The sequence below is a fragment of the Nocardioides insulae DSM 17944 genome (assembly GCF_000422825.1).
In the GTDB taxonomy this organism is placed as follows: Bacteria; Actinomycetota; Actinomycetes; order Propionibacteriales; family Nocardioidaceae; genus Nocardioides; species Nocardioides insulae.
The window spans coordinates 684686-708925 of the sequence record NZ_KE383929.1; the positions used below are offsets into that span (position 1 = coordinate 684686).

Annotated in this window: 22 protein-coding genes and 1 tRNA gene; 9 read left to right on the plus strand and 14 right to left on the minus strand. The window is 71.1% G+C overall.

Annotated features, from left to right (window positions below; translation table 11 throughout):
• Nucleotides 1–1068 carry a threonine synthase gene (gene thrC / locus G515_RS0117680; protein WP_028661224.1) on the minus strand — a complete coding sequence of 356 codons (1068 nt, stop codon included), beginning with the start codon at nucleotides 1066–1068 and terminating at the stop codon, nucleotides 1–3.
• Complete coding sequence (locus tag G515_RS0117685; protein WP_028661225.1) at nucleotides 1065–2360, minus strand: homoserine dehydrogenase; 1296 nt, start codon at nucleotides 2358–2360, stop codon at nucleotides 1065–1067. The genes thrC and G515_RS0117685 overlap by 4 nt, the downstream gene beginning before the upstream one ends.
• A 171-nt stretch (nucleotides 2361–2531) precedes the next feature.
• Between G515_RS0117685 and soxR the strand changes: the two genes are divergently transcribed.
• Nucleotides 2532–2969: a redox-sensitive transcriptional activator SoxR gene (soxR, locus tag G515_RS0117690; RefSeq protein ID WP_028661226.1), complete on the plus strand. Its 438-nt coding sequence runs from the start codon at nucleotides 2532–2534 to the stop codon at nucleotides 2967–2969.
• Nucleotides 2970–2986: 17 nt separating this feature from the next.
• A complete protein-coding gene (locus tag G515_RS0117695; RefSeq protein ID WP_028661227.1) occupies nucleotides 2987–3580 on the plus strand; it encodes a hypothetical protein in 594 nt (197 codons plus the stop codon).
• Nucleotides 3581–3723: 143 nt separating this feature from the next.
• On the opposite strand, the gene lysA is transcribed toward G515_RS0117695, so the two are convergent.
• Together lysA and argS are read right to left on the minus strand one after the other, a co-directional pair.
• On the minus strand, nucleotides 3724–5136 hold the full coding sequence (gene lysA / locus G515_RS0117700) for a diaminopimelate decarboxylase (protein WP_028661228.1): 1413 nt from the start codon (nucleotides 5134–5136) through the stop codon (nucleotides 3724–3726).
• A 7-nt stretch (nucleotides 5137–5143) separates the two neighbouring features.
• On the minus strand, nucleotides 5144–6817 hold the full coding sequence (argS, locus tag G515_RS0117705; RefSeq protein WP_028661229.1) for an arginine--tRNA ligase: 1674 nt from the start codon (nucleotides 6815–6817) through the stop codon (nucleotides 5144–5146).
• Nucleotides 6818–6914: 97 nt separating this feature from the next.
• Here argS and G515_RS0117710 point away from each other — a divergent pair.
• A tRNA-Arg gene (locus G515_RS0117710) sits at nucleotides 6915–6987 on the plus strand.
• A gap of 89 nt (nucleotides 6988–7076) precedes the next feature.
• On the opposite strand, the gene G515_RS0117715 is transcribed toward G515_RS0117710, so the two are convergent.
• The 3 genes from G515_RS0117715 to G515_RS0117725 form a co-directional block, all read right to left on the minus strand.
• Complete coding sequence (locus G515_RS0117715) at nucleotides 7077–8834, minus strand: class I adenylate-forming enzyme family protein (RefSeq protein ID WP_036555949.1); 1758 nt, start codon at nucleotides 8832–8834, stop codon at nucleotides 7077–7079.
• 243 nt (nucleotides 8835–9077) lie between these two features.
• A complete protein-coding gene (locus tag G515_RS22835) occupies nucleotides 9078–9929 on the minus strand; it encodes a glycerophosphodiester phosphodiesterase (protein ID WP_157571179.1) in 852 nt (283 codons plus the stop codon).
• A gap of 97 nt (nucleotides 9930–10026) precedes the next feature.
• Nucleotides 10027–10944, minus strand: a complete 918-nt coding sequence (locus G515_RS0117725) for a LysR family transcriptional regulator (RefSeq protein WP_036555951.1) — start codon at nucleotides 10942–10944, stop codon at nucleotides 10027–10029.
• A 70-nt stretch (nucleotides 10945–11014) separates the two neighbouring features.
• Between G515_RS0117725 and G515_RS22185 the strand changes: the two genes are divergently transcribed.
• Nucleotides 11015–12100, plus strand: a complete 1086-nt coding sequence (locus G515_RS22185; RefSeq protein ID WP_084653693.1) for a YeiH family protein — start codon at nucleotides 11015–11017, stop codon at nucleotides 12098–12100.
• A 93-nt stretch (nucleotides 12101–12193) separates the two neighbouring features.
• Here G515_RS22185 and G515_RS0117735 read toward each other — a convergent pair whose 3' ends face one another.
• Together G515_RS0117735 and G515_RS0117740 are read right to left on the minus strand one after the other, a co-directional pair.
• A complete protein-coding gene (locus tag G515_RS0117735; protein WP_245565459.1) occupies nucleotides 12194–13138 on the minus strand; it encodes an LCP family protein in 945 nt (314 codons plus the stop codon).
• The gene (locus G515_RS0117740) at nucleotides 13135–13842 is read right to left on the minus strand and encodes a hypothetical protein (RefSeq protein WP_028661234.1); all 708 of its coding nucleotides are present in this window, start codon (nucleotides 13840–13842) and stop codon (nucleotides 13135–13137) included. The genes G515_RS0117735 and G515_RS0117740 overlap by 4 nt, the downstream gene beginning before the upstream one ends.
• Before the next feature lie 242 nt (nucleotides 13843–14084).
• Here G515_RS0117740 and G515_RS0117745 point away from each other — a divergent pair, with 242 nt between their 5' ends.
• Nucleotides 14085–17798, plus strand: coding sequence for a multifunctional oxoglutarate decarboxylase/oxoglutarate dehydrogenase thiamine pyrophosphate-binding subunit/dihydrolipoyllysine-residue succinyltransferase subunit (locus G515_RS0117745; RefSeq protein WP_245565460.1), 3714 nt, complete (start codon nucleotides 14085–14087; stop codon nucleotides 17796–17798).
• Nucleotides 17799–17929: 131 nt separating this feature from the next.
• Nucleotides 17930–18106 (plus strand): DUF6104 family protein, encoded by a 177-nt coding sequence (locus G515_RS23525; RefSeq protein WP_169570674.1) that lies wholly within the window; start codon nucleotides 17930–17932, stop codon nucleotides 18104–18106.
• 166 nt (nucleotides 18107–18272) lie between these two features.
• Here the strand turns inward: G515_RS23525 and G515_RS0117755 are convergent, their stop codons facing one another.
• The 4 genes from G515_RS0117755 to G515_RS0117770 all read right to left on the minus strand — a co-directional run bounded on the left by G515_RS0117755 (nucleotide 18273) and on the right by G515_RS0117770 (nucleotide 21793).
• Complete coding sequence (locus tag G515_RS0117755) at nucleotides 18273–18950, minus strand: SDR family oxidoreductase (protein ID WP_028661236.1); 678 nt, start codon at nucleotides 18948–18950, stop codon at nucleotides 18273–18275.
• The gene (locus G515_RS0117760; protein WP_028661237.1) at nucleotides 18947–19915 is read right to left on the minus strand and encodes a zinc-binding dehydrogenase; all 969 of its coding nucleotides are present in this window, start codon (nucleotides 19913–19915) and stop codon (nucleotides 18947–18949) included. The genes G515_RS0117755 and G515_RS0117760 overlap by 4 nt, the downstream gene beginning before the upstream one ends.
• A 135-nt stretch (nucleotides 19916–20050) precedes the next feature.
• Entirely contained in the window at nucleotides 20051–21235 is a 1185-nt protein-coding gene (locus tag G515_RS22195) for an NAD(P)-dependent malic enzyme (protein WP_036555958.1), read from the minus strand.
• 195 nt (nucleotides 21236–21430) lie between these two features.
• On the minus strand, nucleotides 21431–21793 hold the full coding sequence (locus tag G515_RS0117770; protein WP_245565461.1) for a S26 family signal peptidase: 363 nt from the start codon (nucleotides 21791–21793) through the stop codon (nucleotides 21431–21433).
• Between the two features lie 73 nt (nucleotides 21794–21866).
• On the opposite strand from G515_RS0117770, the gene sodN reads away from it, so the two are divergent.
• From sodN to G515_RS0117790, 3 genes are all read left to right on the plus strand, one after another.
• On the plus strand, nucleotides 21867–22268 hold the full coding sequence (gene sodN, locus G515_RS0117780) for a superoxide dismutase, Ni (RefSeq protein WP_028661239.1): 402 nt from the start codon (nucleotides 21867–21869) through the stop codon (nucleotides 22266–22268).
• A 124-nt stretch (nucleotides 22269–22392) separates the two neighbouring features.
• Nucleotides 22393–22809: an ATP-binding protein gene (locus G515_RS0117785; RefSeq protein WP_028661240.1), complete on the plus strand. Its 417-nt coding sequence runs from the start codon at nucleotides 22393–22395 to the stop codon at nucleotides 22807–22809.
• A gap of 13 nt (nucleotides 22810–22822) precedes the next feature.
• Entirely contained in the window at nucleotides 22823–23719 is an 897-nt protein-coding gene (locus G515_RS0117790) for an RNA polymerase sigma factor SigF (RefSeq protein WP_211221072.1), read from the plus strand.
• Nucleotides 23720–23745: 26 nt separating this feature from the next.
• Here the strand turns inward: G515_RS0117790 and G515_RS0117795 are convergent, their stop codons facing one another.
• The gene (locus tag G515_RS0117795; protein ID WP_028661242.1) at nucleotides 23746–24123 is read right to left on the minus strand and encodes a hypothetical protein; all 378 of its coding nucleotides are present in this window, start codon (nucleotides 24121–24123) and stop codon (nucleotides 23746–23748) included.
• Nucleotides 24124–24240 lie beyond the last annotated feature (117 nt).

Below are 24240 nucleotides of genomic sequence, written 5' to 3' on the forward strand. Positions count from 1 at the left end.
TCAGATCAGGCCGGCGGCGGCCGCGGCCGCGTCCACCTCGGCGTCCACGACCGTGGGCTCCAAGGTGCCGAACGACTCCAGAGCAGTGGCGACGTCCTTGAGCCCGTGCCCGGTCACCGTGATGACGACCGTCTTGCCGGCGTATGACTCCCCGCGTTCGAGGTCCTGCAGGAAGCCGGCGACACCGGCGGCGGAAGCGGGCTCCACGAAGACGCCGTCGCGCGCCGCGAGGTTGCGCTGCGCGGTGAGGATCTGGGTGTCGCTGAGCGAGGCGAACCGGCCACCCGACTCGGCGGCCGCAGCCTCGGCGAGCTTCCACGAGGCGGGGTTGCCGATCCGGATCGCGGTGGCCTTGGTCTCCGGGTGGGGGAACACCTCACCGGTGACCAGCGGGGCCGCGCCCTCGGCCTGGAAGGCGCGCATGACCGGACGCTTGGTGGCCTTGCCGGCGGCGGCGTACTGCTGGTAGCCGAGCCAGTACGCCGAGATGTTGCCGGCATTGCCGACCGGCAGCAGATGGAAGTCGGGGGCGTCCCCGAGCCGGTCGACCACCTCGAAGGACGCGGTCTTCTGGCCCTCCAGGCGCACCGGGTTGACCGAGTTGACCAGGGCGACCGGGTAGTGCTCGGCCAGCCCGCGGGAGAGCTTGAGGCAGTCGTCGAAGTTGCCGCGGACCTGGATCACCTGGGCGCCGTGGATCACCGCCTGGGCCATCTTGCCCGCCGCGATCTTGCCCTCGGGCACCAGCACGATCGGCGTGATCCCGGCCTTGACCGCGTAGGCGGCCATCGAGGCCGAGGTGTTGCCGGTGGAGGCGCACACACACGCCTTGGCGCCCTCGTGCACCGCGACCGAGATGGCCGCGGTCATGCCCCGGTCCTTGAACGAGCCGGTGGGGTTCTGCCCCTCGACCTTCAGCCAGACCTCGGCGTCGCCGGCCTCCGAGAGCCAGCGCGAGGTGACCAGCGGGGTACCGCCCTCACCGAGGGTGATGGCGGGGGTGCCGGCCGGGATGTCGAGGAGATCGCGGTATTCCTCGATGACTCCGCGCCACTGGTGGGTGCTCACTCGTGTCCTCCCTCGACGCGCATCACCGAAGTGACCTCGCGCACGATGTCCATGGTCTGCAGGTGCTCGACGGTTGCCGAGAGTTGGGCGTCGGTCGCCTGGTGCGAGACGACGACCAACTGGGCGTCCTCGTCGCGTCCCTCCTGGCGCACGGTCTGGATCGAGACCCCGTGCTCGGAGAAGGCGGTGGCGACGGCCGCCAGGACACCGGCGCGGTCCTCGACGTCGATCGCCACGTGGTAGCGGGTCACGGTCTCCCCCATCGGGAGCACCGCCCGGTCGGCGTAGGCCGACTCACCGACGCCGCGGGTGTCCTTGACCCGGTGACGGGCTACGGAGACGAGGTCGCCCAGGACGGCGCTCGCCGTCGGCGAGCCGCCCGCGCCCTGGCCGTAGAACATCAGCGACCCGGCCGACTCGGACTCGACGAAGACCGCGTTGAACGCCTCGCGGACGCTGGCCAGCGGGTGGGTGCGCGGGATCATCGCGGGGTGCACCCGCACCGAGATGTCGCCGTCGTTGAGCTCGACGATGGCCAGCAGCTTCACCACGCAGCCCATGTCCTTGGCCGAGGCGACGTCGCCGGCGGTGATCTCGGAGATGCCCTCCCGGTGGACGTCGGCCGCGGTGACCCGCGAGTGGAAGGCCAGTGAGGCGATGATGGCCGCCTTGGCCGCGGCGTCGAAACCCTCCACGTCGGCGGTGGGATCCGCCTCGGCGTACCCGAGTTCCTGGGCCTCCGCGAGCGCCTCGGCGAAACCGGCGCCGTGGGTGTCCATCTTGTCCAGGATGTAGTTGGTGGTGCCGTTGACGATGCCCATCACCCGGGTGACACGGTCACCGGCGAGCGACTCGCGCAGCGGTCGCACGATCGGGATCGCGCCCGCCACGGCCGCTTCGTAGTAGAGGTCGCGGCCGGCCTTGTGAGCCGCCTCGTACAGCGCCGGACCGTCCTCGGCGAGCAGGGCCTTGTTGGCCGTGACGACCGAGGCGCCGTTCTCCAGGGCAGCGAGGATGAGGCCGCGGGCCGGCTCGATGCCGCCGATCACCTCGATCACCAGATCGATGTCGTCGCGGGTCACCAGTCCCAGCGCATCGGTGGTGAGCAGCTCCGCGGGCACCTCGACCTCCCGGGGTGCGTCGAGGCGACGGACCGCCACCCCGGCCAACTCGATCCGGGCACCCACCCGGGCGGCCAGATCATCGGCCTGCTCACCCAGCAACCGGACGACCTGCGAGCCGACCGAGCCGCATCCGAGCACGGCCACCTTCAAGGAACGCTCGCTCTTCACCCGCCCAGCCTATCCGCGTCCGCCCTCCTCACCCTCATGCAGGCCCCATCGCGGACAGCGTCCGGCGCAGCCCGATCCCGGACGTCCCCGGCTCCGCCCGCGCTCGCTCGTTGCCGGGCGGTGTGGAACGACCCTGGGCCGGTACGCAGACCTCAACTAAGGTTGAGTTCGATGAACGCACACCTGATGAGCCCGGGCGAGGTCGCCGCGCGTTCCGGGATGGCCGTCTCCGCGTTGCACTTCTACGAGCGGGAGGGGTTGATCAGTAGTACGCGCACCCCCGGCAACCAGCGTCGCTACCGGCGCGACGTCCTCCGCCGGCTCGGGTTCATCCGGGTCTCCCAACGGGTCGGGATCCCGCTCGGCGAGATCCGCGAGGCGCTCGCCACCCTGCCCGAGTCACGCACGCCGACCAAGCAGGACTGGACCCGTCTCTCCCGCGGCTGGCGTTCACACCTCGACGCCCGGATCGAGCAGCTGGAACGGCTACGCGACGACCTCGACGGGTGCATCGGCTGCGGGTGCCTCTCGCTCAGATCGTGCACCCTCAACAATCCGGGCGACCGACTCGCCGAGCAGGGCCCCGGACCGGTGCGCTTGGAGGTCTGAACCGCCACGATGGGACGGTGCTCTTCTCCCAGGCCGACCTCCGCCGGATCGTCGCCGGCGACCTCGACCTGGCCTTCCGGCGCTGGCGCCGCCCCCGACACGTGCTCGGTGGGCGGCAACGCACCCCGGTCGGCGTGGTCGAGTTCACCTCGATCGACCGGATCGAGGAGACGGCGCTCACCGAGGCGGACGCCGCCCGGGCGGGCACCGACCTGACCCGGCTACGGGCGCTGCTCGCCCGCAAGGAGGGCGACCTCTACCGGATCGGACTGCGGTACGCCGGCCAGGACGAGCGGGCCGTCCTCCGCGAGCAGGTCCCCGACGAGGCCGGCATCGACGCGCTGCTGGACACCCTGGCCGCGATCGACCGGCGCAGTCGGCACGGTCCGTGGACCGAACGGCACCTCACCCTGATCGGCGAGCGCCCCGGCGTACTCGCGGAGCACCTGGCCACCTCGATCGGGCGGGAGAAGCGAGCGTTCAAGGCCGACGTACGGCGGCTCAAGGAGCTCGGTCTCACCGAGAGCCTTCCCGTCGGCTACCGCCTCTCCCCCCGCGGCGAGGCAGTGCTGGCCCGGTTCCGCTCCTCCCCCACCGACCAGTCCGGTTGAGTTGCGCCTCGTGGACGGTTCATTCGGTCCAAGTGGACGTGCCACGAGGCCCAACTCAACGTGCCACCAAGCCCAACTCGACGTGCCAGCAGGACCGACTCGACGTGCCAGCAGGACCGACTCGACGGGCGGGAGAGGGGCGGTCAGCCGAGGTCGGTGGCGAAGAGGTCGTCCTCGGTCTCGCGACGCACGATCACCCGGGCCTCGCCGTCCTTGACGGCGACCACGGGCGGGCGCAGGGCATGGTTGTAGTTGGAGGCCATCGATCGGCAGTACGCCCCGGTCGCGGGTACGGCGAGCAGGTCGCCCGGTCGGATGTCACCGGGCACGAACTCGTCCTTGACCACGATGTCGCCGGCTTCGCAGTGCTTGCCGACCACCCGACCCAGCACCGGCGGCGCGTCGGAGGAGCGCGAGGCCAGGGTGCAGGAGTAGTCGGCGTCGTACAGGGCGGTGCGGATGTTGTCGCTCATCCCACCGTCGACGGACACGTAGGTACGCCGGGCGCCGCCGTCGAGCGCGACCTCCTTGACCGTGCCCACGGTGTAGACCGTGCACATCGACGGACCGACGATCGCACGCCCGGGCTCGATCGAGAGCCGGGGGGCATCGATGCCGAGGGTCCGGCACTCGTGCGCCACGATCCGGGTCAGCTCCGCGGCGAGGTCGGCCGGGTCGGCCGGGTCGTCCTGGGAGGTGTAGGCGATGCCGAAGCCGCCGCCGAGGTCCATCTCCGGGAGAGTGGCACCGAGTTCGTCGGCGATCCGGGCGTGCAGCGCCAGCACGCGCCGGGCGGCCACCTCGAAGCCCGCGGAGTCGAAGATCTGCGAGCCGATGTGCGAGTGCAGTCCGAGCAGCTCCACCCCGCCGTCGGCCGGGTTGCCGGCCGCGAGCAGGCGACGGACCGCCTCGAACGCGTCGCCGGAGGAGATCGAGAAGCCGAACTTCTGGTCCTCGTGGGCGGTGGCGATGTACTCGTGGGTGTGGGCCTCCACGCCCGCGGTCACCCGCACCATCACCCGCGCGGTCAGGCCGGTCTCGCGGACGATCTCCACGACCCGGTCGACCTCGTGGAAGGAGTCGACGATGATCCGGCCGACGCCGAGCACGATCGCCCGGCGCAGCTCGGGAGCGCTCTTGTTGTTGCCGTGGTAGCCGATCATGGCCGGGTCGACCCCGGCCCGCTCGGCCGCCGTCAGCTCGCCGTTGGAGCAGACGTCGAGGAAGAGCCCCTCCTCGGCCACCCAGCGGGCGATAGCCGTGGACAGGAAGGACTTGCCGGCGTAGTAGACGTCGTAGTCGGCGAAGCCGTCGCGGAAGGCGCGGGCGCGGGCGCGGAAGTCGGCCTCGTCGAGGATGTACGCCGGTGTGTTGAGGTTGGCGACCAGCTCGGGCACCGGCAGCCCGCCGACGTGCAGCTCACCGTCGACCTTGGCGGCGGTGGCGGACCACAGTTGCGGCAAGAGCGCGTTGACGTCGCCCGGTGTAGCCAGCCAGGAGGGGCCGCGCAGGGCACCGGAGGCATGGGCCCACCCGGCCTCGTGGGTCGTGGTCATCGCCCGATCACATCCGCTCCGGCGCGGACACGCCGAGGATGTCGAGGCCGTTGGCGATCACGGTGCGGGTCGCCAGCACCAGCATCAGCCGGGACTCGTTGACCGGGCGGACCGGCTCGTCGCCCTGCGGCAGCATGCGGCACTCCTTGGTGTCGTACCACTTGTTGAACACCGACGCGGTGTCCTCCAGGTAGCGGGCCACCCGGTGCGGCTCGCGCAGCTCTGCGGCAGCGGCGATCACGCGCGGGAACTCGGCCAGGGCACGCAGCAGCTCGCCGTCGCGCGCATGGGTGAGCAGCGCGGGGTCGTACTCCTCGGCGGAGGGCACCTTCATCCCCAGGTCGGCGGCGTTGCGCATCATCGCACAGGTGCGGGCGTGGGCGTACTGGACGTAGTAGACCGGGTTCTCGTTGGAGGCCTTGGTGATCTCCGCGACGTCCAGGGTCAGGGGGCTGTCGGCGGGGTAGCGGGCGAGGGAGTAGCGCAGCGCGTCGACGCCGATCTCCTCGGTGAGCTCGTGCAGGGTGACGATGGTGCCGGCCCGCTTGGACAGCTTCATCTCGGCGCCGTCCCGCATGATCTTGACCAACTGCCCGATGAGGACCTCGAGGGTCTGGGCGGGGTCGTCGCCGGCGCAGGCCGCCATCGCCCGCAACCGGCCGACGTAGCCGTGGTGGTCGGCACCGAGCAGGTAGATGCAGCGGTCGAAGCCGCGGGAGCGCTTGTTGAGGTAGTAGGCGGTGTCGCTGGCGAAGTAGGTCAGGGCGCCGTCGGACTTGATCAGGACCCGGTCCTTGTCGTCGCCGAAGTCGGTGGTGCGCATCCACAGCGCGCCGTCCTGCTCGTAGACGTGGCCGAGCTCCTTGAGCCGGGCCAGGGTCTCGGGCACCTTGCCGGACTCGTGCAGGGAGACCTCGGAGAACCACACGTCGAAGTGGGTGTTGAAACCGTCGAGCTGGCCCTGCTGCTCGGCGAGCTGGAGCTCGTACCCCTTCGCCCGTACGGCGGCCAGCCGCTCGGACTCGGGCAGCTCGAAGATGCCGGGTGAGGCCTCCCCGACCTGCTTGGCGAGGTCGTCGATGTAGCCGCCGGCGTACCCGCCCTCGGGGGTCGGCAGACCGGTCGCGGCGGCGATGATCGAGGCGGCGAAGTGGTCCATCTGCACGCCGCGGTCGTTGATGTAGAACTCCCGGGTGACCTCGGCGCCGGCGGCGCTCAGCGCGCGGCCGATCGCGTCACCGAGTACCGCCCAGCGGGTGTGGCCCAGGTGGAGCGGACCGGTCGGGTTGGCCGAGATGAACTCGACGTTGACCCTCTGACCGGCCAGGGTCCGGGTGTGCCCGTAGGCCGACCCGGCGGCGACGATGTCGGCGGCGACCTCACCCTGCGCGCCCGCGTCGACGGTGATGTTGAGGAAGCCCGGCCCGGCCACCTCCACCTCGGTGATCCCGTCGTTGGCCTCGAGCCCGGCCCTGATCAGTTCGCCGAGGGCCCGGGGGTTGGTCCCGGCCTTCTTGGCCAGTTGCAGCGCCACGTTGGTCGCATAGTCCCCGTGCCCCTTCTGCCGGGGTCGCTCCACGGTGACGCTGGCAGGGACGCCGTCCGGGAGGGCGAGCTCGCCCCTCTCGGAGAGGGCCGTCAGAACGTCGACGATGGTGCTGGAGAGCTGCTGCGGAGTCACCCCCGAAGCCTAGCCGTGGGCCCGGTTTCCCGGTTATTCGATAGGGGCTGTAAGGTCTCCCTCGCACCGACCGGCCGTTCGCGGCAAGCCGGGGCGGGCCCTCGTAGCTCAGGGGATAGAGCACTGGTTTCCGGTACCAGGTGCCGCAGGTTCGAATCCTGCCGAGGGCGCGTTTTTCTTCACGAACATCACACGACACCCGGGTCCACGCCTCGCGCGGACCCGGGTGTCGTGTTTCTGGGGCCGGATCTCTCGGATCTCAGCGGCCGACCAGCTCCTCACGCAGGTCACGCTTGAGGATCTTGCCGGCCGGGTTGCGCGGCAGGTCGTCGTTGCGGAACCACACGTGCTCGGGCACCTTGAAGCCGGCCAGCCGCCCGCGGACGTGGGTCCGGATCTCCTCCACCGAGACCTGCTGACCGGGCTTGAGCTGGACGACGGTGCCGACCTCCTCGCCCAGGACCTGGTGGGGCACCGGGATGACTGCGGCGTCGAAGACCCCGGGGTGCTCGAAGAGCACCGCCTCGATCTCGGAGCAGTACACGTTCTCCCCGCCCCGGATGATCATGTCCTTGGCCCGGTCGACGATGAAGACGAACCCCTCCTCGTCGATCCTGGCGACGTCACCGGTGCGGAGCCAGCCAGCGGTGAAGGCCTTCTCGGTGGCCTCGGGCTTGCCCCAGTAGCCGCGCACCACGTTCGGACCGGCGATCCACAGCTCGCCGACCTCGCCCTGCGGCAGCTCGTTGTCCAGGGCGTCGACCACCTTGACCTCGCACACCGCCACGGGGACGCCGACGCTGTCGGGCTTGCGCAGGTAGTCGGTGCCACCGTTGCTCGTGGTCATGCTGGACGTCTCGGTCAGGCCGTAGCCGTTGGACGGCACCCGGCCCGGGAACATCTCGTCGATCCGGCGGACGAGCTCAGGCGGGGCCGGCGCACCGCCGTAGCCGATGGTCTGCACGCTGGAGAGGTCGCGCTTGTCGAAGTCGGGCGATTCGAGGACCTGCCAGACCATCGAGGGCACTCCCCCGAAGCTGGAGACCTGCTCCCGCTCGATCAGCTCGAGCGCCCGCTCGGCGTTCCACTTGTACATCATCACCAGCTTCGACCCCATCAGCATCGTGCCCTGGAGGACCGAGTGCGAGCCGGTCGCGTGGAAGAGCGGCACGGAGATCAGGGAGGCCAGCTGCGGCGCATCCGGGTCGACGACCGGCGCCACGGTCGGGTCGAAGCCGGGGGCGCGCATCGCGGCACGAGTGCCCGCGAAGGTCATCGAGACCACGTTGGTGGTGAAGTTGCGGTGGGTGCCCAGCGCCCCCTTCGGGCGGCCGGTCGTGCCCGAGGTGTACATGATGGTCGCGTCGTCCCCAGGCGCGATGTCGACCTCCGGCAGCGCCGGCGGGTTGGCCGGGTCGGGGTCGCCCACGACGTCCTCCCACCCGCGGGTGCCGTCGGACACCTCACCGCGCACCACGATCGTGCGCAGGCCGGACAGTCCGGGCAGGTCGTCGCGGAGCCGCTCGACGCGCTCGCCGTCGGCGACCAGCACCGTCGAGCCCGAGTCGGTGAGTCCGTAGAGCAACTCCGGCCCGGTCCACCAGGCGTTGAGCGGCACCACGATCGCACCCGCGGAGACCGCTCCGAAGAAGGCCATCGGCCACTCCGGGAAGTTGCGCATGGCGATGGCGACGCGGTCGCCCTTGCCCACGCCGTAGTCCTCGGTGAGGGCACGGGCGAAGGCCGCCGCCCGGGCGTAGAACTCGGCGTAGGTGTAGCGCTCGTCCTCGTAGACGATGAAGGTGGCCTCCCCGTGGGTGCGGCTCAGTTCGAGCAGTGCCCGCATCGAGGGCAGGGCACCCTTCCACGCCCGAGTGGGACGGCCGTCGATCTCGACGATCTCCATCTCGAAGGGCGCACCCGGCGCGGTGAGCGCCTGGTGGATGCTCGCGATCGGCATCGAGGACGCGCTCGGCCCCACGCTCGACCCCGCCTCCGTGGCTGCCTCGGCACTCATCGACCCACCTCCCCGCTGGTGACCTTCGGGTGTGTTCCAGGCGTCGACGTCATGCGTCCTCCTCGTCGGTGATGGCGCGATCCGGGTCGGCCCCGCCGCGTCGTCCGCGACCGGGCACCGGTGACCCGAATCACACTCCGGTGATCCGCCGCGACCCTAGCCCCTCACCGGGCACCGAGGTGTCCACCCTCCGCGGATCGGGCTGGCGAGTCACCGAACGAGATCCGGGCCGGGTCGGCCGGGTCAGCGCCGACGCCAGGCGGCGTACGCCGCAACGTCGCCGACCACCAGGCCACGGGCCCCCGCGGCATGGGCGCGCTGCCACCAGACCGGATTCGTGCTGCTCCGGATCAACACCTGCGCTCCACGGGCACGGAGCAGGCGTACCCGCGCCCGGGTGGCCTGACTGGCATGCAAGTTGACCCCGTCCGCGATCCCGGCGCCTCGGAGCGCGAGCCGCCAGCCGGGGGCGAGGTACTGGGTGTGGTTGTGCCGAGAGGCGAGCTCGATCCGCCGCAGGACAACCGGTCGGCGCGACAGGTAGCGCACCCGGTCGGCCATCCCCGCCCGCCGTACCATCGTCGTGACCACCCGGAAGTCGCGGACCCGCCACTGGAGCCCGCCCCGGGTCTTGATCTCCATCAGCAGGTTGGCCTCGTGATGGGACGCCCACTCCAAGAGCCCCCGGAGGGTGGGGATGGGGGTGCCTCGCACGCCGGTGCAGTGCTCCCGCAGCGAGCGCACGGTGCGCGCCGCGACCGGACCGCTGCAGGTGGTCGTGCGGTCGAGGGTGGCGTCGTGCATCAGCACCACCCGCCGGTCCGCGGTCAACCGCAGATCCACCTCCACCGCGCTCGCCCCGAAGTGGAGCGCGCGGGCCAGGGCCGGGATGGTGTTCTCGGTCTGCCAGCTCGCGGCGTCACCCCGATGGCCCACCAACCGGTAGTCGCCCGGCTCGGCCGCCCGCGCAGCGGGTGCCTGACCCAGACAGAGCGCCGCGAGGAACAGCGCGGTGCCCAGGGACGCGGCCCGACGCGGCCTGACGGAGCAGCGAGGGGCTCGCCAGGGCATGGGGAAGCGACGGCGGGGAAGCACCGCCCGATGCTATGGGCGCCGCGACCCCGGATGGCGCAGACTCCCCGGAGCGGGTGGAAGTTGCCGACACGCGTGTGGCCGGCCGACCCCCGCCGGGTCACTCCTCGCCCGGGCCGCCGACCGAGCCTTCGAGCGCCACGGCGACCAGGGCCCGGGCACCTGGTGCGAGCAGTTGTCCGGTACGCCACACCGCGGTGAGCGGACGGCGCAGATCCAGGTCGGGCACCGCCACCTCGACCAGCGAGCGTGCCGCCAGTTCCCGGCGTACCGCCAGACCCGAGACGATCACCGGAGCCACCCCGCCGGTGGCCGCCGAGACCAGTGCTGCGTTGGACCCCATGGTGACGGCGTTGGCGAGCGCCAGTCCCGCCCGATCGAGCGCCTCGTCGAGCGTCTCCCGGGTGCCGGAGCCCAACTCGCGGACCAGGACTCGCCCGGCCGCCACCCGCTCGGCCGTGACCTCTCCGCCGTCCGCCCAGGGGTGGTCGGGGCTGACCGCCACGACCAGCCGGTCCCAGCCGATCCTGCGGCGGCTGAACGCCGGCCGGATGCTCGGCGACTCCAGGAACCCGATGTCGACCTCCCCGCGCTCGACCAGATCGGCCACGTCGGTGGAGTTGTGCACCTCGAAGGAGATCTGGAACTCGGGTGCCACCTCCTGGAGCCTGACCAGCCAGCGCGGAGCGAGGTGCTCGGCGACGGTGAGGCTGACGGCCGCCCGGACGGTGCCAGTGCGCTCGGAGCGGAGCGCCGAGACCGACAGGCCGAAATCCTCCGCCGCGGCGAGCAACTGCTCGGACCAGCCCACCACCGCCTGTCCGGCCTCGGTCAGGCGGGTGCCCTGGCGGGAGCGCTCGAGGAGGGGCACCCCGATCTGGCGTTCCAGGGCGCTCATCCGTCTGCTCACGCTCGGCTGGGAGAGCCCCCGTCCCACGGCCGCCTTGCCGATGCTGCCGGAGGTCGCGACGTCGACGAACAGGGCCAGGTCGTCGAGGTCGGGCAACCGTTGGGTCATACGCCCAGCGTATGACGTGATGCCGAACTGCCGGCTACCGGCGACCCGGCAGATCCCGGACCGTTGTCCTATGGCCCAGATCCAGACACCCGCAGCGCCGGTGACACCCCCCACCCGGTGGTCGAGCACCTCGCTCTCCGAGTGGCTGGCCGGGCGCGTGCCCGGGTGGCTGCCCGGACTCGGCCTGGTCGCGCTGGGCGCCCTCGCCTCGTACGCCGGCCACAAGTTCGTGCCCGCGATCGGCGTGCTCACCTGGGCGGTGTTCCTCGGCATCGCCGTCGCCAACCTCGGACTGGTGCCGGCCGCGGCCGCTCGCTCGCTGCCCGCGATCACCAAGCGGACACTGCGGATCGGCGTGGTGCTGCTCGGCTTCTCGCTCTCGCTCTCAACGATCGCCGCCCTGGGCCTGCCCCTCATCGCGGTGATCGTGCTGACCCTGGTCGGCACCCTGGTCGGCACCCTGTGGCTGGGCTCGCGGCTCCGTCTGGGCTGGCCGCGACGCCTGCTGATCGCCACCGGATTCTCGATCTGCGGCGCCTCGGCGATCGCGGCGATGGAGGAGACCGCCCGGGCGGACGAGGACGATGTGGCGGTGTCGGTGGCGCTGGTGACCGTGTGCGGCACCGCCGCGATGGTGCTGATCCCGCTCCTCCAGGCCCCGCTGGGGCTCACCGACACCCAACTAGGGATCTGGGCCGGGGCCAGCGTCCACGAGGTCGGTCAGGTCGTCGGAGCGGCCGGCCCGGCGGGAGCCACCGCCGTCGCGATCGCGATCGCGGTCAAGCTGACCCGGGTCCTGTGCCTGGCTCCGGTGGTGGCCACCTTCTCCGCCCTGCACCGCCGTCAGGTCGTCCGTACGGCGTCGGCGTCGGGTGACACGGACCGCCCGGCCGGCCTTCCCCCGCTGGTGCCGCTGTTCGTGATCGGGTTCCTCGTCTGCGTCGGTCTCCGGACAGTCGGGGCGGTGCCGGCCGTCCTGGACGCGCCCATCACCGTCGTGCAGCAGACCACCCTGGCCGCGGCACTGTTCGGCATGGGCACCGCGGTGCACGTGAAGACCCTCGCCGGCGCGATGGGCCGGGCCTTCGTCCTCGCCGTCGTGGCCACGCTCACCGTCGCCGCACTGTCGCTGGCCGGCATCCTGCTCATCGCCTGAGCGGTCGACGCGGGTCCGAGACGATCCGCCCCGGCCGACCCAGCACGAACGGCCCGCCCCGAACACCGGCGCGGGCCGTTCGGCAGGACACCGTCAGCAGCGCTTGATGGTGGCGTCCTTGCGGGCGTCGTCGCCGTACCGCTTGGCGGCCGCGGTGTCGGGGAGAACGACGCTCGCCGCGCCCACCTGCCCGATACCACCCTGGACCACGCAGCCGGTGATCTTGGCGGGGTCGACGTCGGCGACGGCCTGGGCGAGGCGGTAGAGCTCCGCGGGCGGCACGTCGGTGTGCATGTGCTTCATGACGGTCAGGACGCCCTCGGCCATGAACCCGGGCTTGTCCTGCTTCTCGGCCACCGCGGCCTGGATGCCTTCCAGCACCCGCTGCTGGTTGGCCGAGCGGCCGAAGTCGCCGTCCGGCAGGGTCTTGCGGATCCGGGAGAACGCCATCGCGTCGTACCCGTTCAGCTTGATCCTGCCCGCCTTGAAGCCGTCGTCCTTGAGGTTCTCGTCGGAGAAGGCGCGCGGGTTGGCCACGGTGATGCCGCCGATGTCGTCGATCATGTCCTCGAAGAAGGGGAAGCGGGTCACGAACACGTAGTCCGGGTGGACACCCACCAGGTCGCCGACCGTCTCCCCCAGCAGCTTCGGGCCGCCGTAGTAGAGCGCCGCGTTCACCCGGTTGGAGCCGACGCCGGGGATCGACACCCAGGAGTCGCGCGGGATGCCGATCGACGTCGCCGCGCCCGTGCGCGTGTTGAGACCGACCAACTGGAGGGCGTCGCCCCGGGTGCGCGTCATGTCCTCGCCGGGGCGGGCGTCCGACCCGACGGCGAGGATCCAGATGGTCTCCGCGCCGACGTCGACTCCGGTGGCGCTCTCGGTCTTGACCAGGGTGGCCTCGGTGGAGGCGACCTCGCTGTCCGGCACCGCCAGGACCGTGAGGGCCAGCACGACGCCGAGCGCGACCGCACTCAGCAGCCGGCGGCCGAGGACCTTGCGCACCGGGCTCACCGGGGGTACTCGAAGGCTGCTCACTGGGACTCCTCGGAGGATGTGGCCGCGCCAGGGGCGGCGCTGGTGCTGGGGCTGCTGCTGGCACTCGAACCGGGGTTGCCCGCACTAGGGCCACCGGCCTTGCCGCGCCCGGCCGGGACTGCGGTGTTGCTCACGTCGAAGGCGAAGACCCGCCAGGTGCCCTCGACCTTGGTGAGGTCGAGCCGGGCGTTGACCCGGCGGCGCTGTTCGGCCTCGCCGGTGGTGTCGAAGACCATCGCGACGTTGGCCCGCGCGGCGACCGGCTTGCCCTTCGGCGCGAACAGGTCGACCTTGACGATCCGGCGCTTGGCCGTGGCGCCGTCGATGGTGCCGGCGATCGCGGCGTTGGTGGTGAGCTGGGCCTGGCGCGATGCCTGGGCGGCCGCGCCCTTGGTGAACCCCCGGAAGGACGCCGAAGCCAACTGCGGTCGCGTGCTCGGGTAGGTGCCGAGGTACGCCGCGTCCAGCCACCCGTCGACGACCTTGCCGACCGCCGCGCTGGCCTGCTGACGCTGAGCGCGGGGCAGCTTGCCGGTGACCACGCCGATCTTGAGATTCGTGGCGATGGGCGCGGGCGTCGTGCTCGGAGTGGGCGTCGGGCTCGCAGCCTCGCCGCCGTCGTCCTCGCCGCTGCACGCGCCGAGCCCCACGACGACGCCCAGCGCCGCGGTCGCGGCGAGGAGCCGCCTGGCCGATGACTGCATGTTCTCTCCTGCTTGTGTTCGACACCGTGTCGGTTCTTGGAAGGCTCGGGATCGGGTCCCGGCCGGCTCCGAGGGGCGGGTGGCGGCGACGAGCCACCACCAGGACCGCCCCAGAATGTGGCGCTGGCAACACCTTGACCGAATCCCGGGCCCGAGCCCTGCATTAGACGGTAGGTGGGTCTAGCCTTGACCCTCGGATACCACCCACCCATGCGCGCAATTCGGAAGAGGCGAAGCAAGCCGTGCCGCAGCCGTCAGGCAACCTGCCTACCACCGCACCCGTAGTCCCCGAGGAATTCGGGGCCAACGAGTGGCTCGTCGAGATGATGCACGACCAGTACCGCAAGGATCCAAATAGCGTGGATCAGGTCTGGAAGAGGTTCTTCGAGGGCGGTGGCGCGAACAGCGCGGCCGCGACCACGAGCCCGGCCAAGCCGGCCCCGGCCAAGCCGGCGGCCACCCCCGCCCCCTCCGCGGCGAAGCCCGCCGCCACGCGCACGCCGGCCCCGGCGGCCACTCCGCCGGCGGAGGCGAAGAGCGCGCAGCCGGCCAAGCCCGCCGCCGCGCCGGTGCCCAAGGAGTCGCCCAAGCCGGCTCCTGCCGCCGCCGACGACAAGCCGACCTTCACCGTGCTCCGTGGCGCCCCCGCCCGTACGGCGAAGAACATGGACGCCTCCCTGACCGTCCCCACGGCCACGTCGGTGCGCTCGGTGCCGGTGAAGCTGCTGTGGGACAACCGCACGGTCATCAACAACCATCTCGCCCGCGCCCGCGGCGGCAAGGTCTCCTTCACCCACATCATCGGCTACGCCCTGGTGCAGGCGGTCAAGGCGATGCCGGACATGAACGTCGGCTTCGACGTCGTGGACGGCAAGCCCAACCTGATCACCCCCGCCCACATCAACCTGGGCCTGGCCATCGACGTCCCGAAGCCGGACGGCTCCCGCCAATTGCTGGTGCCCAGCATCAAGGGCGCGGAGTCGATGGACTTCGCGGCGTTCTGGGCCGCCTACGAGGACGTCGTACGCAAGGCGCGCGACAACAAGCTCACCGTCGCTGACTTCCAGGGCACCTCGATCTCCCTGACCAACCCCGGTGGCATCGGCACCGTCCACTCGGTCCCCCGCCTGATGAACGGCCAGGGCGCCATCATCGGTGTCGGTGCGATGGAGTACCCCGCCGAGTGGCAGGGCGCCTCCGCCGAGGCGATCGCCCGTAGCGCGATCAGCAAGGTCATGACCCTGACCTCGACCTATGACCACCGCGTCATCCAGGGCGCTCAGTCCGGTGAGTTCCTCAAGGTCCTGCACCAGCTGCTGCTGGGCAAGGACGGCTTCTACGACGACATCTTCCGCTCGCTGCGGATCCCCTACGAGCCGATCCGGTGGGCGCAGGACATCGCGACCAGCCACGACGACGAGATCGGCAAGCAGGCCCGGATCCTGGAGCTGATCCACGCGTTCCGGGTGCGGGGTCACATGATGGCCGACACCGATCCGTTGGAGTACAAGCAGCGCTCGCACCCCGACCTCGAGGTCGAGTCGCACGGGCTGACCCTGTGGGATCTGGACCGGGAGTTCGCCACCGGCCGGTTCGGCAGCGACAACCAGCCGTTCATGAAGCTGCGCGACATCCTCGGCATCCTGCGCGACTCCTACGTCCGCACCACGGGCATCGAGTACATGCACATCCAGGATCCCGAGCAGCGCCGCTGGATCCAGGAGCGGGTCGAGCTCCCCCACGAGAAGACGCCCCGCGAGGAGCAGCTCCGGATCCTGGAGAAGCTCAACCAGGCCGAGGCGTTCGAGACCTTCCTGCAGACCAAGTTCGTCGGTCAGAAGCGGTTCTCCCTGGAGGGCGGCGAGACCGCCATCCCCGTGATCGACGAGATCTGCGAGGCCTCCGCCCAGAGCGGCCTGGACGAGGTCGCCATCGGCATGGCCCACCGCGGCCGGCTCAACGTGCTGGCCAACATCGTCGGCAAGAACTACAGCCAGATCTTCCAGGAGTTCGAGGGCAACATCGACCCTCGCACCGTGCAGGGCTCCGGAGACGTCAAGTACCACCTCGGTGCCGAGGGCGAGTTCCACGCCGGGTCCGGCGACACCGTCAAGGTCTCGGTCGCGGCCAACCCGTCCCACCTCGAGACCGTCGACCCGGTGCTGGAGGGCATCGCCCGGGCCAAGCAGGACGTGCTCGACCAGGGCGAGGTGTTCCCCGTGCTGCCGCTGCTGGTGCACGGTGACGCCGCGTTCGCGGGCCAGGGTGTGGTCGCCGAGACCCTCAACCTCTCCCAGCTGCGCGGCTACCGCACCGGCGGCACCATCCACGTGGTGATCAACAACCAGGTCGGCTTCACGACCTCGCCGGCCGCCTCGCGCTCCTCGCTCTACTGCACCGACGTGGCACGGATGGTCCAGGCGCCGATCTTCCACGTCAACGGCGACGACCCCGAGGCCTGCGTCCGGGTGGCCCGGCTGGCCTTCGAGTACCGCCAGGCCTTCCACAAGGACGTCGTCATCGACCTGGTGTGCTACCGCCGCCGTGGTCACAACGAGGGCGACGACCCGTCGTTCACCCAGCCCCTGATGTACGACCTGATCGAGCAGAAGCGCTCGGTGCGCAAGCTCTACACCGAGTCCCTGATCGGCCGCGGCGACATCAGCATCGAAGAGGCCGAGGAGGTGCTGCTCAACTACCAGCAGCTCCTCGAGCGGGTCTTCACCGAGGTGCGCGAGGCCACCAGCCAGCCGTCCAGCTGGACCACGGTGCCCGACTACCCCGACAAGCCCGCGCTGGAGGCGACCACCGCGGTCACCCCCGAGGTGCTCAAGCGGATCGCGGACGCCTACGTCTCGCCGCCGGAGGGCTTCACCGTCCACCCCAAGGTGATGCCGCAGCTGCAGCGCCGGGCCACCGCCATCACCGAGGGCAACATCGACTGGGCCACCGGCGAGATGCTCGCCTTCGGCTCGCTGCTGATGGACGGCCGCCCGGTCCGCATGGCCGGCCAGGACTCCCGCCGGGGCACCTTCACCCAGCGCTTCGCCACCATCATCGACCGGATCACCGCGGCCGAGTGGACCCCGCTCTCGCACCTGACCGACGACCAGGCGAAGTTCCTCATCTACGACTCCCTGCTCAGCGAGTACGCCGCGCTCGGCTTCGAGTACGGCTACTCGGTGGCCCGCCCGGAGGCCCTGGTGCTGTGGGAGGCGCAGTTCGGCGACTTCGTCAACGGCGCCCAGACCGTCATCGACGAGTACATCTCCTCGGGCAAGACCAAGTGGGGCCAGGACTCCGGCGTGGTCATGCTGCTGCCGCACGGGTACGAGGGCCAGGGCCCCGACCACTCCTCCGCCCGGATCGAGCGGTTCTTGATGTTGGCCGCCGAGGACGCCTTCGTGGTGGCCCAGCCGTCCAGCCCGGCGTCGTACTTCCACCTGCTCCGCAAGCACTCCCTCACCGGCGAGCACAAGCCGATGATCGTCTTCACGCCGAAGTCGATGCTGCGTCGCAAGGAGGCTGCGGCCGCGCCGGCGGAGTTCACCTCCGGCACGTTCCGGCCGGTGATCGGCGACGACCCGACCGACCCCGGCAAGGTCGAGACCCTGCTGCTGTGCTCGGGCCGGGTCACCTGGGACCTCAAGGTCGAGCAGGGCAAGCGGGAGAACGCCGACCGCTACGCCATCGCCCGGGTGGAGCAGCTCTACCCCTACCCGGTCGAGTCGCTGCAGGCCGAGCTGGCGAAGTACCCCAACCTGAAGACGGTCCGCTGGGTGCAGGACGAGCCGGCGAACCAGGGTCCCTGGCCGAGCTACGCGCTCAACGTCTTCCCGCAGCTGGACCTCGCGGTCGAGCCGATCACGCGGCCGGCGTCGAGCACCACCGCGGTGGGCACGATGAAGCGTCACGTCGCCGAGCAGAAGGGGCTCGTCGACCGCGCCTTCGCCTGACCTTGCATCGCCAGGGCCCGGTGCGGCGACCGATCCGGTCGCCGCACCGGGCCTTCGGCGTATGTCGTCCTCGGGTGGTCATCGGCCCCGGCGACTTCCTGGCCTCCGCGACCGGATGGGATGATGGGCGCATGTACTTCACCGACCGCGGCATCGAGGAGCTGGAGAAGCGGCGGGGTGATGAGGAGGTCACCCTGGCCTGGCTGGCCGAGCAGCTCCAGGCCTTCGTCGACGTCCACCCGGAGTTCGAGACGCCGGTGGAGCGGCTGGCGACCTGGTTGGCGCGCCTCGACGACCCGGAGGACTGACCCGCCCGGTCCCCTGTCGTGGGGTCCGGGCGCGACGGGCTGCCTGGCGCCTGCATCCTGATCCGCGGCGCCGAAGCCCGACGGGGTCGACCGCTACGGGTCAGGACGAGGCCAGGTTGCCGGCGTCGTCGGGTCCAGGCGGCTCAGCCTTCAGCCGAGCCCGTCCTCACCGCGGCCGGATCGTGATCTCCGGGATGACGGCGTCCTCGGGTGCGTCGATCGCGGAGAGGATCGCCTCGGCGACCGTCTCCGGCCGGATCCAGCGGGCCTCGTCGTACTGCTGCCCCTCCTGATCGTGCACCTTGCGCTGCATCGGTGTCGCGGTGCGTCCGGGGAAGACCGAGGTGACCCGCACGCCCTGCTCCCGCTCCTCCTCGCGCAGCGCGTCGGCCAGCGCCCGCAGCCCGAACTTGGAGGCGGCGTACGCGGCCCAGTCGGGGTTGGCCCGCAGACCCGCCCCGGAGTTGACGAACACGACCGTGCCGCGTGCCGCCCGGAGCCCGGGCAGGAGCCGCCGGGTGAGGACGGCCGGGGCGACCAGGTTGACCGCGAGCTGACGCTGCCAGTCCTCGGTCGAGAGGTCGCCGACCCTACCCAGCTCCACCACTCCGGCGGCGTGGGTCACGGAGGCGACCTCGGGGCACTCGGGTGCGGCGAGCACCGCACCCGGATCGGCGAGGTCGACCACGACGATCTCGGCCTCCGGAAACACCGGGGTCAGCTCCTCGACCCGCTGGTGCGAGCGGACCGGCAGGAGCAGCCTGGCCCCACGGTCACGCAGGCGAAGGGCGACCTCGCGCCCGATCCCCGACGCGGCCCCCGTGACGACGTGGGTGGCGCTCATCTGGTCAGGACGATCTTGCCGAACAGGTCGCCGGCGGCCATCGCCTCGAAGCCCTCGCGGGCCTTCTCCATCGGGAGGACCCGGTCGATCAGCGGCGCGGTGCCGGTGGCGTCGAGCAGCTGCACCAGGGCGGCCAGCTCGCTGCGGGTGCCCATGGTGGAGCCCACGATGCGCAACTGGAGGAAGAAGATGTGGGTGAGCATGGCGTCGTCCAGCTTCGGCCCCGACGTGGTGCCCGAGGTGACGAGGGTGCCCCCGGGTCGCAGGGAGCGCACCGAGTGCTGCCAGGTGGCCCGCCCCACGGTCTCCATCACCGCGTCGACCTTGACCGGCAGCCTCTCGCCGGACTCGAAGACCTCGTGCGCACCGATCTCGAGGGCACGGGCCCGCTTCGCCTCGTCGCGGCTGGTGGCGTACACCCGCAGTCCGCCCGCGCGCGCCAAGGTGATCAGCGCGGTGGCCACGCCACCTCCGGCGCCCTGCACCAGCACGCTGTCACCGGCCTTGAGCTCACCGCGCCCGAACAGCATCCGGTACGCCGTCAGCCAGGCCGTCGGCAGGCAGGCGGCCTGCTCGAAGGAGAGCCCGGCCGGCTTGGGCACCACGTTGCGCCGGGGCACCACGACCCGGTCGGCGAAGGTCCCCTGGTGGCGCTCGGAGAGCAGCGACCGCTTCGGGTCGAGCGTCTCGTCGCCGGCCCAGTCCGGAGAGCTGATCACCGCGTGCACGACCACGTCGTTGCCGTCCTCGTCGACGCCGGCGGCGTCGCAGCCGAGGATCATCGGCAGGGCCTCCTGCTTGAGCCCCTGGCCCCGCAGCGACCACAGGTCGTGGTGGTTGAGGGAGGCCGCCTTGACCGACACGGTAGTCCAGCCGTCGGGTGCGACCGGGTCGGGGCGCTCCCCCAGGGCCAGGCCCTTGAGCGGGTCGTCGGGATCGATGGACTCGGCATAGACGGCGAACATGCCCCCGAACCTACCGAGGCCTCGCGGGCGGCGTCAGCCTGCTCACCCAGTGAGCCGGATCACGCGGCCGCGAGCCCCTGCACCGACCCACCTGACCGGATCAGGTGGGTCGGTGCAGGGGCCGACGAGCGGGGCTCAGGCGCGGGCGACGCGGTCCTGGCGGGCGGCCTCGGCGACGGCAGCGGCCACGGCCGGCCCGACCCTCGGGTCGAAGGGTGAGGGAATGACGAGGTCCTCGGCCAGGCCGGAGCCGACGAGATCGGCCAGCGCCTCGGCGGCGGCGAGCTTCATGCCCTCGGTGATCGCGCTGGCCCGGGCGTCGAAGGCGCCACGGAAGATGCCGGGGAAGGCCAGGACGTTGTTGATCTGGTTGGGGAAGTCCGACCGGCCGGTGGCGACCACTCGGGCGTAGCGGTGGGCGACGTCGGGGTGTACCTCGGGATCGGGGTTGGCCATCGCGAAGATGATCGCCTCCGGCGCCATCGTCGCCACGATCTCCTCGGGGACAGTCCCTCCGGAGACGCCGATGAAGACGTCGGCCCCCGCCATCGCCTCGGCGAGGGTGCCGCTGCGACCGGTGAGGTCCGCGGTCATCGCCGCCAGCCGACGCTTCACCGGGGTGAGGTCGGTGCGCTCGGAGGACACCACGCCCTTGCGGTCGGTGACCACCAGGTCCTTGACCCCCGCCTCGAGCAGGATGGTCGCGATCGCCACCCCGGCGGCACCCGCACCGGAGATCACCACCCGGGTCGACTCGGGGTTGCGTCCGGTGAGCTTGAGCGCGTTGGTGAGCGCGGCGAGCGTCACCACCGCGGTGCCGTGCTGATCGTCGTGGAAGACCGGGATGTCGAGGCGCTCCTTGAGCCGGGCCTCGATCTCGAAGCAGCGCGGCGCCGAGATGTCCTCGAGGTTGATCCCACCGAAGCTGGGCGCCAGCCGCGCCACGGTGTCGATGATCTCCTCGGTGTCGGTGGTGTCCAGGCAGATCGGCACCCCGTCCACGCCACCGAACTGCTTGAACAGGACCGCCTTGCCCTCCATCACCGGCATCGCCGCGGCGGGGCCGATGTCGCCGAGGCCCAGCACCGCGGTGCCGTCGGTGACCACGGCGACGGTGTTGGGCACCCAGGTGTAGTGCTGGGTCAGCGCTGGGTCCTCGGCGATCGCCGTACACACGCGGGCGACTCCGGGGGTGTAGGCCAAGGAGAGGTCCTCCTTGCCCTCCAGCGGGGTGGCGGCCACAGAGAGCTTGCCGCCGACATGCAGGTCGAAGACCGGGTCACCGGCGCGGGGGTGATTGACGGGAGAGGTGTGGGACATGGTCGTCACAGCTTTCTGGAGCGGAGAGAAGGGCCGACAGGGCTCGGACCGTGGCATCGGCGACACGGAAGCGGCACGGAGGCAACACGGACGGCGTGCGGACGACGGAGTGATGCGTCACGCAGCCACGAGGGGATGTTGGCCCCGGGCGAGTGTCTCACAAGCCCGCGTCGGATTCCGGGATCGTGGGCCGGGTCACGTCACCCTGCGCGGATGCGGCCACAACCGGGCACGCACCACACCGAGGACGTCGCCCTCCCCGATCGGTCCGCGGTGCCGGGAGTCGACGCCTGCCCGGGGGTCGTCGCTGAGCAGCCACCAGCCCGGCCGGCCCGAGACCGTCGTACGTCGCTCGGCGGCGCGCTTCACCACGATCGTGCCGTCGGGGAACCTGGCCACCACCACATCGCCGGGTCGAGGCGGGCGACGGTAGGAGACCCACAGCCGGTCGCCGGGACGCAGGCCGGGCCCCATCGAGGTCCCACGGACCCGCGCCAGCCCCCAGCGTGGGCCCGCCCCGACGGCACTCCCGGGGACACCCTGTGGCGCTGAAGTCACGCAGAGTAGTGTCGCATCAGCAAGCACACGTACTCAGCACGACCCAGCCTGTACGACTCGAGAGAGGACACACATGTTCGCGCGTCTGTTCGCCCCCACCATCGAGGTCTCGGCCCACTGTGACCTGCCCTGCGGCGTCTACGACCCGGCCCAGGCACGGATCGAGGCGGAGTCGGTCAAGGCCATCATCGCCAAGGCCAACGACAGCGACGACCCTGACTTCCGCACCCGCGCGGTGCTGATCAAGGAGCAGCGCTCCCAGCTGGTCAAGGAGCACCTGTGGGTGCTGTGGACCGACTACTTCAAGCCCCCGCACTTCGAGAAGTACCCGCAGCTGCACACGCTGGTCAACGAGGCCACCAAGCTCGCGGGTGCCGGTGGCACCAAGGGCACGATGGACGCCGACGCGGCCGACCAGCTGCTCGCCAAGATCGATGAGATCGCGGAGATCTTCTGGGCCACCAAGCAGGGCTGAGCCCCCTGCTCCGATCTGCTCCCGACGCCGCCCGGTCCGAGACCGGGCGGCGTCGCGCATCTGGCACCATGGCCGACGGGCCGCCGCAGCGGTCCGAGACGCCGAGCACACGAAGGACCACGACATGTCCGAGAACGGGTCGCCCGAGTCAGCGCTGGCTCGCCCCGACGTCGAGCTTCGCCTGCCTGCGGACGGTGCCTACGTCTCCGTGCTTCGCACCACCGCGGCCGGCCTGGCCGCCCGCCTCGACTTCACCCTCGACGACATCGAGGACCTGCGGATGGCGGTGGGCGAGGCCAGCGCCCTCGTGCTCGACGCCGCCGCTGAGGGCAGCGACCTCACCGCGGCCTTCTGGCTCGCCCCCGGGCTGATGACGGTGACCGTGGGTGCCGGAACGGACACGCCGTCGCAGCCCGATCAGGACAGCTTCGCCTGGCAGGTGCTCACCGCCCTCGCCGAGGACGCCAGCGCGGAGGCGGCCCAGGGCCGGCTCACGGTCACCTTCGCGATGGAGTCGACCCCGCTCGGCGCCGGCCTGTGACATGGGTCCCGAGATGAATCCCGAGCCGGACGTCGGGACGGGCCCCGACCGGGCCGCCGAGACAGACCAGGGCGCGGACTCCCAGACCCTCGAGCCGGTCGCGTTCGAGGAGATCTACGCGCGCGTGGACTCCCGCTCGGTCGGGATCGAGGAGACCCGGCGACGCAGCGCCGAACTGTTCGTCGCGCTTCGGGACGACGACCTCCCGGCCGGGCGCAGGCAGCACGCCCGCGACGACCTCGTCCACCTGCACCTCCCCCTGGTGGAGCACTGTGCCCGGCGCTTCCGCAACCGGGGTGAGCCCTTCGAGGATCTTGTCCAGGTCGGCACCATCGGACTGCTCAAGTCGGTCGATCGGTTCGACACCGAGCGCGGCGTCGAGTTCTCCACCTACGCCACCCCCACGATCATCGGCGAGATCAAGCGGCACTTCCGCGACAAGGGCTGGGCGATCCGGGTGCCGCGCCGGCTCCAGGAACTCCGGATGCAGATCAACTCCACCACGGCCGAGCTCACCCAGTCCCTCGGCCGCTCCCCCACGGCGCGCGAACTGGCCGAGGCGATCGGCTGCTCGGTGGAGGAGATCGTCGAGGGCCTCGAGTCGGGCCACGCCTACTCGACCCTGTCCCTGGACGCCGGCGACCAGGACGACGACGGACCCGGCTCCAGCCTGCTCGACACGCTCGGGTCCGAGGACGCGAGCCTGGCCCACATCGAGACCCGCGAGTCGATCAAGCCATTGCTGCGCGGACTCGGCGAGCGGGAGAAGAAGATCCTGCTGCTCCGGTTCTTCAAGAACATGACCCAGGCCCAGATCGCCGAGGAGATCGGGGTGTCCCAGATGCACGTCAGCCGCCTGCTCAGCCGCACCCTCGGTCAGCTGCGCAGTGGCCTCGAGGATCCCGACTGACACCCACGAACGGGTCTCAGGAGTCCTCAGGAGTCATCGGCGTCCAGCGCCGCCGAGGTCGCCGGGTGCACGGCGCACACCAGCGTCGCCACCGCGAACGCGGCCAGCGCGAGCGCCACCATCGGCGCGTCCCGGAAGTTCCAGGCCAGGCCAAGCTGGATCAACTGGGTGAGCACCACCGGGCCGCGGGACCAGTACCGGTGCCCGAGCAGCCCCCACACGCACACGGCCAGGGCGGCGCCGTACCCGAGCAGGAAGATGCTGGTGGTGATCGCCATGGTGGCTCGGCCAGGGGTCAGGTCGAGCATCTCGAAGACCGCCCAGCCGATCAGCACCACGCTCTGCAGGGCGCCGAGACCGGCGGCGACGAGCAGGGGTACCGGGCGGAGGGACACGGTGTTCACAACGACCGAGCGTACGGGGAGCCGCGCGGCGCCCACCTATTCCCGGGGGTGACGCCGGCCTCTCGGTGATCAAACACACCACCGCCAGGGGTTGTTCAGCCGCCGTTTCCTTGGAAC

Excerpts from the sequence above, each read along its gene's own strand:
- G515_RS0117755 (WP_028661236.1), bottom strand. The coding sequence starts at position 18,950 with ATGAGCGCCACCCACGTCGTCACGGGGGCCGCGTCGGGGATCGGGCGC.
- G515_RS23525 (WP_169570674.1), top strand. The coding sequence starts at position 17,930 with ATGTACTTCACCGACCGCGGCATCGAGGAGCTGGAGAAGCGGCGGGGT.
- G515_RS0117790 (WP_211221072.1), top strand. The coding sequence starts at position 22,823 with ATGAATCCCGAGCCGGACGTCGGGACGGGCCCCGACCGGGCCGCCGAG.
- G515_RS0117740 (WP_028661234.1), bottom strand. The coding sequence starts at position 13,842 with ATGCAGTCATCGGCCAGGCGGCTCCTCGCCGCGACCGCGGCGCTGGGC.
- sodN (WP_028661239.1), top strand. The coding sequence starts at position 21,867 with ATGTTCGCGCGTCTGTTCGCCCCCACCATCGAGGTCTCGGCCCACTGT.
- G515_RS0117760 (WP_028661237.1), bottom strand. The coding sequence starts at position 19,915 with ATGTTCGCCGTCTATGCCGAGTCCATCGATCCCGACGACCCGCTCAAG.
- G515_RS22195 (WP_036555958.1), bottom strand. The coding sequence starts at position 21,235 with ATGTCCCACACCTCTCCCGTCAATCACCCCCGCGCCGGTGACCCGGTC.
- soxR (WP_028661226.1), top strand. The coding sequence starts at position 2,532 with ATGAACGCACACCTGATGAGCCCGGGCGAGGTCGCCGCGCGTTCCGGG.
- G515_RS0117725 (WP_036555951.1), bottom strand. The coding sequence starts at position 10,944 with ATGACCCAACGGTTGCCCGACCTCGACGACCTGGCCCTGTTCGTCGAC.
- lysA (WP_028661228.1), bottom strand. The coding sequence starts at position 5,136 with ATGACCACGACCCACGAGGCCGGGTGGGCCCATGCCTCCGGTGCCCTG.
- G515_RS22185 (WP_084653693.1), top strand. The coding sequence starts at position 11,015 with ATGGCCCAGATCCAGACACCCGCAGCGCCGGTGACACCCCCCACCCGG.
- G515_RS0117715 (WP_036555949.1), bottom strand. The coding sequence starts at position 8,834 with ATGAGTGCCGAGGCAGCCACGGAGGCGGGGTCGAGCGTGGGGCCGAGC.
- G515_RS0117785 (WP_028661240.1), top strand. The coding sequence starts at position 22,393 with ATGTCCGAGAACGGGTCGCCCGAGTCAGCGCTGGCTCGCCCCGACGTC.